At 64.1% G+C, this 11,782-nt stretch carries 9 protein-coding genes; 7 read left to right on the top strand and 2 right to left on the bottom strand.

All coding sequences use genetic code 11. From position 1 onward, the window contains the following. Positions 1 to 201 precede the first annotated feature (201 nt). On the top strand, positions 202 to 1,119 hold the full coding sequence (gene cysD / locus ACO6VM_RS13185; RefSeq protein ID WP_110991645.1) for a sulfate adenylyltransferase subunit CysD: 918 nt from the start codon (positions 202 to 204) through the stop codon (positions 1,117 to 1,119). 15 nt (positions 1,120 to 1,134) lie between these two features. Further along, positions 1,135 to 3,036 carry a sulfate adenylyltransferase subunit CysN gene (cysN, locus tag ACO6VM_RS13190; protein ID WP_258705753.1) on the top strand — a complete coding sequence of 634 codons (1,902 nt, stop codon included), beginning with the start codon at positions 1,135 to 1,137 and terminating at the stop codon, positions 3,034 to 3,036. A 191-nt stretch (positions 3,037 to 3,227) separates the two neighbouring features. Here cysN and ACO6VM_RS13195 read toward each other — a convergent pair whose 3' ends face one another. Beyond that, on the bottom strand, positions 3,228 to 3,707 hold the full coding sequence (locus ACO6VM_RS13195) for an Lrp/AsnC family transcriptional regulator (protein ID WP_323830724.1): 480 nt from the start codon (positions 3,705 to 3,707) through the stop codon (positions 3,228 to 3,230). Positions 3,708 to 3,834: 127 nt separating this feature from the next. On the opposite strand from ACO6VM_RS13195, the gene ACO6VM_RS13200 reads away from it, so the two are divergent. Beyond that, a complete protein-coding gene (locus tag ACO6VM_RS13200) occupies positions 3,835 to 5,031 on the top strand; it encodes a methionine gamma-lyase (protein WP_110991642.1) in 1,197 nt (398 codons plus the stop codon). Between the two features lie 24 nt (positions 5,032 to 5,055). Beyond that, positions 5,056 to 7,746, top strand: coding sequence for an alpha-ketoglutarate dehydrogenase (mdeB, locus tag ACO6VM_RS13205; RefSeq protein WP_422403405.1), 2,691 nt, complete (start codon positions 5,056 to 5,058; stop codon positions 7,744 to 7,746). A 70-nt stretch (positions 7,747 to 7,816) separates the two neighbouring features. Here the strand turns inward: mdeB and ACO6VM_RS13210 are convergent, their stop codons facing one another. Continuing rightward, positions 7,817 to 8,254 carry a YhcB family protein gene (locus ACO6VM_RS13210; protein ID WP_110991640.1) on the bottom strand — a complete coding sequence of 146 codons (438 nt, stop codon included), beginning with the start codon at positions 8,252 to 8,254 and terminating at the stop codon, positions 7,817 to 7,819. Between the two features lie 135 nt (positions 8,255 to 8,389). On the opposite strand from ACO6VM_RS13210, the gene ACO6VM_RS13215 reads away from it, so the two are divergent. From ACO6VM_RS13215 to zapE, 3 genes are all read left to right on the top strand, one after another. Further along, positions 8,390 to 9,025 (top strand): alpha/beta hydrolase, encoded by a 636-nt coding sequence (locus tag ACO6VM_RS13215; RefSeq protein ID WP_110991639.1) that lies wholly within the window; start codon positions 8,390 to 8,392, stop codon positions 9,023 to 9,025. Between the two features lie 24 nt (positions 9,026 to 9,049). Next, on the top strand, positions 9,050 to 10,399 hold the full coding sequence (locus ACO6VM_RS13220; RefSeq protein ID WP_422403406.1) for a tryptophan--tRNA ligase: 1,350 nt from the start codon (positions 9,050 to 9,052) through the stop codon (positions 10,397 to 10,399). Between the two features lie 195 nt (positions 10,400 to 10,594). Next, entirely contained in the window at positions 10,595 to 11,689 is a 1,095-nt protein-coding gene (gene zapE / locus ACO6VM_RS13225; protein WP_390967083.1) for a cell division protein ZapE, read from the top strand. The last annotated feature ends 93 nt before the right edge of the window (positions 11,690 to 11,782 follow it).

Consider the following 11,782-nt stretch of genomic DNA (forward strand, 5'->3'; position numbering starts at 1 on the left):
CCTTGCGGAGGGTAAACCTCACCCCCGCGGGGTGGGGGGGGAGGGTCTCTCCCCGCGATGCGTTTTGGCCCAAACCCCCAGTCATATCGTTAGATTGTTTCGATCTAGGCGGCCTCCTAAATAGAATCAGGTGCTGTGATAAAGTGGCTCGCTCGAACACGGCCCGCAGGCCGTCCATAAGATCGTTTTTCGTGAGTAGCCATGGTCGACAATCTGACGCACTTGAAACAGCTGGAGGCGGAGAGCATCCATATCATCCGCGAGGTGGCCGCCGAGTTCGACAACCCGGTGATGCTGTACTCGATCGGCAAGGATTCCGCGGTCATGCTGCACCTGGCGCGCAAGGCCTTCTTCCCGGGCAAGCTGCCGTTCCCGGTGATGCACGTCGACACCCAGTGGAAGTTCCAGGAGATGTACAGCTTCCGCGACAAGATGGTCGAGGAGATGGGCCTGGAGCTGATCACCCACGTCAACCCCGAGGGTGTGGCGCAGGGCATCAACCCGTTCACCCATGGCAGCTCCAAGCACACCGACATCATGAAGACCCAGGGCCTGAAACAGGCGCTGGACAAGCATGGCTTCGACGCCGCTTTCGGTGGCGCGCGCCGCGACGAAGAGAAGTCCCGCGCGAAAGAGCGCGTGTACTCGTTCCGCGACAGCAAGCACCGCTGGGACCCGAAGAACCAGCGCCCGGAGCTGTGGAACATCTACAACGGCAAGGTCAACAAGGGCGAGTCGATCCGTGTGTTCCCGCTGTCCAACTGGACCGAGCTGGACATCTGGCAGTACATCTACCTCGAAGGCATCCCGATCGTGCCGCTGTACTTCGCCGCCGAGCGTGAAGTGATCGAGAAGAACGGCACCCTGATCATGATCGACGACGAACGCATCCTCGAGCACCTCTCCGAGGAAGAGAAGGCGCGCATCGTCAAGAAGAAAGTGCGTTTCCGTACCCTGGGCTGCTACCCGTTGACGGGTGCGGTCGAGTCCGAAGCCGAGACCCTGACGGACATCATTCAGGAGATGCTCCTGACCCGCACGTCCGAGCGCCAGGGCCGCGTCATCGACCACGATGGTGCAGGCTCGATGGAAGACAAAAAACGCCAAGGCTACTTCTAATTTCAGGGTTTCGTCATGTCGCACCAATCTGATCTGATCAGCGAGGACATCCTCGCCTACCTGGCCCAGCATGAGCGTAAAGAGCTGCTGCGCTTCCTCACCTGCGGCAACGTGGACGACGGCAAGAGCACCCTGATCGGGCGCCTGCTGCACGACTCCAAGATGATCTACGAGGACCACCTCGAGGCCATCACCCGCGACTCGAAGAAATCCGGCACCACCGGCGAGGAAGTCGACCTGGCGCTGCTGGTGGACGGCCTGCAGGCCGAGCGCGAGCAGGGCATCACCATCGATGTCGCCTACCGCTACTTCTCCACCGCCAAGCGCAAGTTCATCATCGCCGACACCCCGGGCCACGAGCAGTACACCCGCAACATGGCCACCGGCGCCTCGACCTGCGACCTGGCGATTATCCTGGTCGATGCCCGCTACGGCGTGCAGACCCAGACCCGCCGGCACAGCTACATCGCCTCGTTGCTGGGCATCAAGCACATCGTCGTCGCGGTCAACAAGATGGACCTCAAGGGCTTCGACGAGCAGGTCTTCGAGTCGATCAAGGCCGACTACCTGAAGTTCGCCGAGAGCATCGACCTCAAGCCATCGAGCCTGCACTTCGTGCCGATGTCGGCGCTCAAGGGCGACAACGTGGTCAACCGCAGCGAGCAGTCGCCGTGGTACACCGGCCCGGTGCTGATGGAGATCCTCGAGTCCGTCGAGATCGCCGCCGACCGCAATGTCACCGACCTGCGCTTCCCGGTGCAGTACGTCAACCGCCCGAACCTGAACTTCCGCGGCTTTGCCGGCACCATCGCCGGTGGCGTGGTGCACAAGGGCGACGAGATCGTCGTGCTGCCGTCGGGTAAGAGCAGCCGGGTCAAGTCCATCGTCACCTTCGAAGGTGAGCTGGAGAACGCCGGCCCTGGCCAGGCAGTGACCTTGACCATGGAAGACGAGATCGACATCTCCCGTGGCGACCTGCTGGTGCATGCCGACAACGTGCCGCAGGTGACCGACCAGTTCGACGCCATGCTGGTGTGGATGGCCGAGGAGCCGATGCTCCCGGGCAAGAAATACGACATCAAACGCGCCACCAGCTACGTGCCGGGCTCGATTGCCAGCATCACCCACAAGGTCGATGTGAACACCCTCGAGCAGGGCGCCGCCAGCGCACTGCAGCTGAACGAGATCGGTCGCGTCAAGGTCGCCCTGGACAGCGCCATCGCCCTGGATGGTTACGACAGCAACCGCACCACCGGTGCGTTCATCGTCATCGACCGCCTGACCAACGGCACCGTCGGCGCCGGCATGATCATCGCGCCGCCGGTACTGCCACACGGCAGCGCCGGCCAGCATGGCAAGCTGGCCCACGTGGCCACCGAAGAGCGCGCCCTGCGCTTTGGCCAGCAACCGGCCACCGTGCTGTTCAGCGGCCTCTCCGGCGCCGGCAAGAGCACCCTGGCCTATGCGGTCGAGCGCAAGCTGTTCGACATGGGCCGTGCGGTCTACGTGCTCGATGGCCAGAACCTGCGTCACGACCTGAACAAGGGCCTGCCGCAGGACCGCGCCGGCCGCACCGAGAACTGGCGCCGCGCCGCCCATGTGGCGCGCCAGTTCAACGAAGCCGGCCTGCTGACCCTGGCCGCCTTCGTTGCCCCGGACGCCGAAGGCCGCGAACAGGCCAAGGCGCTGATCGGCAAGGAGCGCCTGGTGACCGTTTACGTCCAGGCCTCGCCGCTGGCCTGCCGCGAGCGTGACCCGCAGGGCCTGTATGCCGCCGGTGGCGACAACATCCCGGGCGAGAGCTTCCCGTACGACGTGCCGCTGGATGCGGACCTGGTGATCGACACCCAGTCGGTCAGCGTCGATGAAGGCGTGAAGCTGGTGCTGGATGTGCTGCGTCAGCGTGGGGCGATCTGATCCGTCGTCGTGCATGAAAAACCCGCTTCGGCGGGTTTTTTCTTTTGTGGACGGTGTGCCTGTGGGAGCGGGTTTTGATTTCGGCGCGGTCCTGTGGGAGCGGGCTTGCCCCGCGATCATGGACGAAGTCCATGCCATGCGAAGCGGTTGCCTGGGCTGGCTTTATCGCGGGGCAAGCCCGCTCCCACGCTCTAGATATGCTTTTCCGTAACGGGGATGACTCTGCGCTCCTTCACCGCCTTGTACGAAAAGCTCGAATAGATCTCCTTCACCCCCGGCAACCGCTGCAGCACCTCGCGGGTGAATTCGCCAAACGACTCCAGGTCACGCGCCAGGATTTCCAGCAAAAAGTCATAGCGCCCGGAAATGTTGTGGCAGGCGACGATCTCGGGGATCTCCATCAGCCGCCGTTCGAACGCCAGGGCGATCTCCTTGGTGTGCGAGTCCATCATGATGCTGACGAAGGCGGTGACCCCAAAACCCAGCGATTTGGGCGAGAGAATGGCCTGGTAGCCGGTGATGTAGCCGTTGTCCTCCAGCAACTTGACCCGCCGCCAGCATGGCGAAGTGGTCAGGGCGACCTGGTCGGCAAGTTCGGAGACGGTCAGGCGCGCGTTGTCCTGCAGGGCGGCGAGCAGGGCGCGGTCGGTGCGGTCGAGGGTCGAAGGCATGATTTGCCCTCCTGGTTAACCATTTATTGTTTTTATTCCAATACTGGCCCGATTGCGTGGGCAACTTTGGAAAAATTGCAGCAGCTCGGTGGCATAAGCTTATAACAAACCACACGAGGCTGTTGCCATGCGCGACTCCAATAACAACACCGGTTTTTCCACGCGGGCCATCCACTACGGCTACGATCCGCTGTCCCATGGCGGCGCCCTGGTGCCGCCGGTCTACCAGACCGCCACCTTCGCTTTTCCGACCGTCGAATACGGTGCTGCCTGCTTTGCCGGCGAGGAGGGTGGGCACTTCTACAGCCGAATCTCCAACCCGACCCTGGCCTTGCTGGAGCAGCGCATGGCGTCGCTCGAAGGCGGCGAGGCCGGGCTGGCGCTGGCTTCGGGCATGGGCGCGATCACCTCCACCTTGTGGACCTTGCTACGCCCGGGGGATGAACTGATCGTCGGCCGCACCCTGTATGGCTGCACCTTTGCCTACTTGCACCACGGCATCGGCGAGTTCGGCGTGAAGATCCAGCATGTCGACCTCAACGACCCGCAGGCGCTAAAAGCCGCGATCACCGCGAAAACCCGGATGATCTACTTCGAGACCCCGGCCAACCCCAACATGCAGCTGGTGGATATCGCCGCCGTGGCCGAGGCGGTGCGTGGTCACGACATCAGCATCGTGGTCGACAATACTTACTGCACCCCTTATCTGCAGCGCCCTCTGGAACTGGGCGCTGACCTGGTGGTGCACTCGGCGACCAAATACCTGTCCGGCCACGGCGACATCACCGCTGGCCTGGTGGTCGGGCGCAAGGCGTTGGTCGACCGCATTCGCCTGCAGGGGCTCAAGGACATGACCGGCGCGGTGCTGTCGCCCCACGACGCCTCACTGCTGATGCGTGGCATGAAGACCCTGGCCCTGCGCCTGGACCGCCATTGCGCCAATGCGCAGCGGTTGGCCGAGCACCTTGCCCGCCAGCCACAGGTCGAGCTGATCCATTACCCAGGCCTGCCGTCGTTCCCTCAGTACGCATTGGCGCAACGGCAGATGCGCCTGCCGGGTGGGATGATCGCTTTCGAGCTCAAGGGTGGCATCGAGGCCGGGCGCCGCTTCATGAATGCATTGCAGCTGTTCAGCCGGGCGGTGAGCCTGGGGGATGCCGAGTCGCTGGCCCAGCACCCGGCGAGCATGACCCACTCCAGCTACACGCCCGAGGAGCGGGCGCACCATGGTATTTCCGAGGGGCTGGTGCGGTTGTCGGTGGGGCTCGAAGACATCGACGACTTGCTGGCCGATATCGACCAGGCCCTGAAGGCCTGTGCCTGAACTGCCACGGAAGAGGCTTGTGCGATGGTAGCGATGATGAACCCGAACGCGCCGTTTACGGCCCAAGATGCCGCGTTGGACAGCGACCCGGCGGAAACCGCCGAATGGTGCCAGGCCCTGGAATCCAGCCTGGCCCATTGCGGCCCGGCGCGGGCGCGCTACCTGCTGCAGCGCCTGCAGGCCCATGCCCTGGAGCTGGGCCTTGAGCGCGAGGCCCAGGCGTTTTCCGCCTACCGCAATACCTTGCCGGTGGAGCAGCAGGGTGTCTACCCCGGTGACCTGGAGCTGGACGAGCGGATCACCGGTATCCTGCGTTGGAACGCCCTGGCCATGGTGGTGCGGGCTAACCATGCCTATGGCGAACTGGGCGGGCATATCGCCAGCTACGCCTCGGCGGCGGAGATCTTCGAGGTCGGTTTCCAGCACTTCTTCCGCGGCGAAAGCGGCGGCGAGGGGCGCACGGGCGACCTGGTGTTCTTCCAGCCGCACTCCGCGCCGGGCATTTATGCCCGGGCGTTTCTCGAAGGGCGTTTGAGCGAACAGCAACTGGCCAACTACCGCCAGGAGATCGCGGGCAATGGCCTGTGCTCTTATCCACACCCCTGGCTGATGCCCGACTTCTGGCAATTCCCCACCGGCTCCATGGGCATCGGCCCGCTCAGTGCAATCTACCAGGCGCGCTTCATGCGCTACCTGCAGCATCGCAGCCTGCTGGACACCTCGGCGCGGCATGTGTGGGGCGTGTTCGGCGACGGCGAGATGGACGAGCCGGAGTCTATCGCCGGCCTGACCTTGGCCGCCCGTGAAGGGCTGGACAACCTGACCTTCATCGTCAACTGCAACCTGCAGCGTCTGGATGGCCCGGTGCGTGGCAACGGCCAGATCGTCCAGGAGCTGGAAGCGCTATTCAGCGGTGCCGGCTGGAATGTGATCAAGGTGTTGTGGGGCTCGGAGTGGGACGCGCTGTTCGCCCGCGACCACGAGCACGCGTTGCTGCGCCAGCTGGCGGCGACACCCGATGGCCAGTTCCAGAACCTGGGCGCCAAGGATGGCAGCTACAACCTCGAGCATTTTTTCAACCAGGACCCGGCCTTGCAGCGCCTGGTGGCGCATATGAGCAGCGAGCAGATCAACGCCCTCAAGCGCGGTGGCCATGATTTTCGCAAGCTGCACGCGGCCTATGCCGCCGCCAAGGCGTGCAAGGGCCGGCCGACGGTGATCCTGGCCAAGACCAAGAAAGGCTACGGCATGAGCAGCGCCGGTGAGTCACGGATGACCGCACACCAGGCCAAGAAGCTGGATGTGCAGGCGCTGTTGGCATTCCGCGATCGTTTCCACTTGCCGCTGTCGGACGAGGCGGTGGAGCAACTGCGCTTCTATCGCCCGGCCGAGGACAGCCCGGAGATGGTCTACCTGCGCCAGCGCCGGCAAGCGCTTGGCGGCCCCTTGCCGGTGCGCCGCAGCGACTGCGCCACGCTGCCACTGCCGGCGCTCGATGCCTTCGCAGGTTTCGCCCTGCAGGCCGACGGCAAGGAAATGTCCACCACCATGGCCGCCGTGCGCATGCTCGGCCACTGGCTCAAGGCACCGGGGCTGGGGCCGCGTGTGGTGCCGATCGTCGCCGATGAGGCGCGAACCTTCGGCATGGCCAGCCTGTTCCGCCAGATCGGTATCTACTCACCGGCGGGGCAGTGCTACGAGCCTGAGGATGCCGGTTCGCTGCTGACGTACAAGGAGGCGCGCGACGGGCAGTTGCTGGAGGAGGGCATCACCGAGGCCGGGGCGATCTCGTCCTGGGTCGCGGCCGCCACTTCGTATGCGGTGCACGGCGAGCCGATGCTGCCGGTGTACATCTATTACTCGATGTTCGGTTTCCAGCGTGTCGGCGACCTGATCTGGGCCGCCGCCGACCAGCGCGCCCGTGGCCTGTTGCTGGGCGCCACTGCCGGGCGCACCACGCTCGGCGGGGAGGGATTGCAACACCAGGATGGCTCGAGCCTGGTCATGGCTTCGATGGTGCCCAACTGCCGGGCCTGGGATCCGTGCTTTGCCGGGGAGCTGGCGGTGATCCTCGACCATGCCGCACGGCGCATGCTGGTGGAACAATGCGACGAGTTCCATTACGTGGCGGTCATGAACGAAAACTATCCACAGCCATCGCTGCCGCCAGGCGTACACGGTGATGTGTTGCGTGGCATGTACCTGCACGCACGGCAGCAATCAGTGAAGCCGCGAGCCCAGGTGCGGCTGCTGGGTTCGGGGGCGATCCTGCGTGAGGTGATCAAAGCCAGTGAACTGCTGGCGACCGAATGGCAGGTCGACAGCGAGGTGTTCAGTGTCACCAGCTTCAGTGAGCTGGCCCGGGAGGCCAGGGATCAGCGTCGGGCTGCGATAGCTGGAGAAGAGGAGGACAGTCATGTGCGGCGCTGCCTCGAAGGCGATGCGCCGGTGATCGCCGCCAGTGACTATGTGCGCGCCTGGCCGCAGTTGATCGCCGAGTATGTCGATGCGCCTTACATCACCCTGGGCACTGATGGCTTTGGCCGCAGCGATAACCGCCAGCACCTGCGGCGGTTCTTCGAGGTGGATCGGTTCGCGGTGGTGATGGCGGCGTTGTATGGGCTGGTGCGCCAGGGGCGGTTGCCGCGGGGAGTATTGAGCCAGGCCAGGGCGCGGTACGCGATCGTAGATGATGAGGCAGCTTGGTACCGCTGAGGTTTGCCGGCGATCTGGCTGCGACTCCCACAAAAAAGGCCTCTTTCGAGGCCTTTTTCATGTCATCCGATCAACGCTTCAAGCCGTAGCTCTCATCCAGCATGCCCGGCGAGTTAGGTGCCTTGGGCGCATAGTCACGCGGCACTTCGGCGGTGTCTTTCGGTGGCGTGAGGCGGTCACGTGGTGCTTGCGCCGCTTCCGAATGCAGGGCGGCCAGCAGGCGTTGGCGGGTCAGCTCGTCGAGGGCCAGGCGATTGGCGCCGTCGGCCAGGTGGTCCTGCACGTCCTGGTAGCTTTGCGTGAGCTTCTGCACCAGCGAGGCGGTGCTGTTGAAGTGGGTGACCACTTCGTTCTGATAGGTGTCGAAACGCTGCTGGATGTCATCCAGTTGGCGTTGTGTATTGCTGGGCGCCGCATTGGGCAGCAGGCGGGCCAGCGCGAAACCTGCAACGACACCGATGACCAGGGCCAGGGTCGGCAGCAACCAAACAAGGAGCGAGTGTTCCACGAGTCCTTCCTCTATAAACGGCTTTGCTTTACGTTAACGGCTCAGACCTGCGCTGTATACCGCGAGCTATCGCAAATCAGAACAGAATTCCTTTGCTAGACGAGTCGACCCTCCCCGAGGTCACGGAGTAGTACCTTGCTTATCCGCGAAACCCCCTTGTTCATCGATGGCCCGTGCGGCCAGTTGGAAGCCTTGTATCTGGACGTGGCCGATGCCCGTGGCGCGGTGCTGATCTGCCACCCCAATCCGGTCCAGGGCGGCACCATGCTCAACAAGGTGGTCTCGACCCTGCAGCGTACCGCCCGGGACGCCGGCTACGTCACCCTGCGCTTCAACTACCGCGGCGTCGGCCAGAGCGCCGGCAGCCATGACATGGGGGCCGGCGAAGTGGCCGACGCCCAGGCTGCCGCGGCCTGGCTGCGCGAGCAGCACCCGCAACTGCCGTTGGTGCTGATGGGCTTCTCCTTCGGTGGCTTCGTTGCCGCCAGCCTGGCCGGGCGCCTGGAAGCCGACGGCATCGCGTTGCAGCAGCTGTTCATGATCGCCCCGGCGGTGATGCGCCTGAGCGAGCAGTTCCCGATGCCTGAGCGGGTCACATTGACGGTCGTGCAGCCGGACACCGACGAAGTGGTCGAGCCGCAGTTGGTCTACGATTGGTCCGCCGCCCTGTCGCGCCCCCATGAGCTGCTGAAAGTGGCAGAATGCGGACACTTCTTCCATGGCAAGCTGACCGATCTGAAGGATCTGCTGCTGCCGCGCCTTTCGAACTGAGCAAGCCTGAACAAGCGAACACCCATGACTACGCGCATCCTCACCGGTATCACCACCACCGGCACCCCGCACCTGGGCAACTACGCTGGCGCCATCCGCCCGGCGATCCTCGCCAGCCAGCAGCCCGGTGCCGACTCGTTCTATTTCCTGGCCGACTACCACGCCCTGATCAAGTGCGACGACCCGCTGCGCATCCAGCGCTCGCGCCTGGAGATCGCCGCCACCTGGCTGGCCGGCGGCCTGGACCCGGACAAGGTGACCTTCTACCGTCAGTCCGACATCCCCGAGATCCCCGAACTGACCTGGCTGCTGACCTGCGTTGCCGCCAAGGGCCTGCTCAACCGCGCCCACGCCTACAAGGCGTCGGTGGACAAGAACGTCGAAAACGGTGAAGACCCGGACGCCGGCGTGACCATGGGCCTGTTCAGCTACCCGGTGCTGATGGCTGCCGACATCCTGATGTTCAACGCGCACAAGGTGCCGGTCGGCCGCGACCAGATCCAGCACGTGGAGATGGCCCGCGACATCGGCCAGCGTTTCAACCACCTGTTCGGCCAGGGCAAGGACTTCTTCGCCTTGCCGGAGGCGGTGATCGAGGAAAGCGTGGCCACCTTGCCGGGCCTGGACGGGCGCAAGATGTCCAAGAGCTACGACAACACCATCCCGTTGTTCACCAGCGCCAAGGACATGAAGGACGCGATCTCGCGCATCGTCACCGACTCGCGCGCCCCGGGCGAAGCCAAGGACCCGGACAATTCGCACCTGTTCACCCTGTTCCAGGCCTTCTCGACGCCGGCGCAATGCGCCGAGTTCCGTGAAGAGCTGCTGCAGGGCCTGGGCTGGGGTGAGGCCAAGCAGCGCCTGTTCCAGCTGCTTGACGGGCAACTGGCCGAGAAGCGTGATCACTATCACCAGTTGATCTCGCGCCCGTCGGACCTGGAAGACATCCTGCTGGCCGGTGCCGCCAAGGCGCGCAAGAGCGCCACGCCGTTCCTCGAGCAGCTGCGCGAGGCGGTGGGCTTGCGCTCGTTCCGCACCAGCGTGCAGGCCAACACCGAAGTGAAGAAAAAGGCCGCCAAGAGCGCGCGTTTCGTCAGCTTCCGCGACGAAGACGGCAGCTTCCGCTTCCGCCTGCTGGCCGCCGACGGCGAGCAACTGCTGCTGTCGCGCCGCTTTGCCGATGGCAAAAGCGCAGGTGCGGTGAGCAAGCAGCTGCAGCAAGGTGGTGAGGCCGATGTGCGGGTCGAGGGCTTGAGCTTCAGCCTGTGGCTGGAAGGCGAGCAGGTGGCCGAGGGGCCGCAGTTCGACAGTGCCGAGGCCCGTGACACGGCGGTCCAGAGCCTGCGCGAAGCGCTGCAACCCGCCCAGGAGTAAGAGGTTTCGTGGGAGCGGGCTTGCCCCGCGATAGGGTCGGAAAACAAAGCTTCGTTGCATGCTCCAACCCTGATCGCGGGGCAAGCCCGCTCCCACGAGGTTGAGTCCTGCGCGCATTGGCCGCATGTATCATTGCCATTAAGCGGGCCGGTCGCTACAGTGACGGCCCGTTTTTTGTTGCCTCGCTAACGAATTATGACTCCCTTAGAACGCTATCAAGCCGATCTGAAACGCCCCGACTTCTTCCATGACGCGGCGCAGGAAACTGCGGTGCGCCACCTGCAGCGTCTGTACGACGATCTGGTACACGCGCAGAACAACAAGCCGGGCGTGTTCGGCAAGCTGTTCGGCAAGAAGGAGCAGACCCCGGTCAAGGGCCTGTACTTCTGGGGTGGGGTAGGGCGAGGCAAGACCTACCTGGTCGACACCTTCTACGAGGCGCTGCCGTTCAAGCAGAAGATGCGCACGCACTTCCACCGCTTCATGAAGCGTGTGCACGAAGAGATGCGCACCCTCAAGGGCGAGAAGAACCCGCTGACCATCATCGCCAAGCGCTTCAGCGATGAAGCCCGGGTCATCTGCTTCGACGAATTCTTCGTCTCCGACATCACCGATGCGATGATCCTCGGCACCCTGATGGAAGAGCTGTTCAAGAACGGCGTGTCGCTGGTGGCCACCTCCAACATCGTGCCGGACGGCCTGTACAAGGACGGCTTGCAGCGTGCGCGCTTCCTGCCGGCCATCGCCATGATCAAGCAGTACACCGATGTGGTGAACGTCGACAGTGGCGTGGACTATCGTCTGCGTCACCTGGAGCAGGCTGAGCTGTTCCACTTCCCGCTCAACGATGCCGCCCACCAGAGCCTGCGCGCGAGCTTCAAGGCGTTGACGCCGGAGTGCACCCAGGCGGTCGAGAACGACGTGCTGATGATCGAGAACCGCCCGATCACTGCCCTGCGTACCTGCGACGACGTGGCCTGGTTCGATTTCCGCGCCCTGTGCGACGGCCCGCGCAGCCAGAACGACTACATCGAGCTGGGCAAGATCTTCCATGCCGTGCTGCTGAGCAACGTCGAGCAGATGGGGGTGGCTACCGATGACATCGCCCGGCGCTTCATCAACATGGTCGACGAGTTCTACGACCGTAACGTGAAGCTGATCATCTCGGCAGAGGTGGAGCTCAAGGACCTGTATACCGGCGGGCGCCTGAGCTTCGAGTTCCAGCGCACCCTGAGCCGCCTGCTGGAGATGCAGTCCCACGAGTTCCTGGCGCGGGCGCACAAGCCGTAAATCAAGGCGGCAAAGCATCGGGGGGGGGGGGGGGGGCCCCCCCCCCTCCCCCCCCCTGCGTTCGTGGGCGGCGTTTCCCCCCCATCTCCTTTG

The sequence above is a fragment of the Pseudomonas sp. GZD-209 genome (assembly GCF_049310485.1).
Lineage (GTDB): Bacteria > Pseudomonadota > Gammaproteobacteria > Pseudomonadales > Pseudomonadaceae > Aquipseudomonas > Aquipseudomonas sichuanensis.

What these genes read in the sequence shown, in the direction of transcription:
- ACO6VM_RS13195 (WP_323830724.1), bottom strand. Translation starts at nt 3,707, where the DNA reads ATGCCTTCGACCCTCGACCGCACCGACCGCGCCCTGCTCGCCGCCCTG.
- mdeB (WP_422403405.1), top strand. Translation starts at nt 5,056, where the DNA reads ATGGTAGCGATGATGAACCCGAACGCGCCGTTTACGGCCCAAGATGCC.
- ACO6VM_RS13220 (WP_422403406.1), top strand. Translation starts at nt 9,050, where the DNA reads ATGACTACGCGCATCCTCACCGGTATCACCACCACCGGCACCCCGCAC.
- zapE (WP_390967083.1), top strand. Translation starts at nt 10,595, where the DNA reads ATGACTCCCTTAGAACGCTATCAAGCCGATCTGAAACGCCCCGACTTC.
- cysN (WP_258705753.1), top strand. Translation starts at nt 1,135, where the DNA reads ATGTCGCACCAATCTGATCTGATCAGCGAGGACATCCTCGCCTACCTG.
- cysD (WP_110991645.1), top strand. Translation starts at nt 202, where the DNA reads ATGGTCGACAATCTGACGCACTTGAAACAGCTGGAGGCGGAGAGCATC.
- ACO6VM_RS13200 (WP_110991642.1), top strand. Translation starts at nt 3,835, where the DNA reads ATGCGCGACTCCAATAACAACACCGGTTTTTCCACGCGGGCCATCCAC.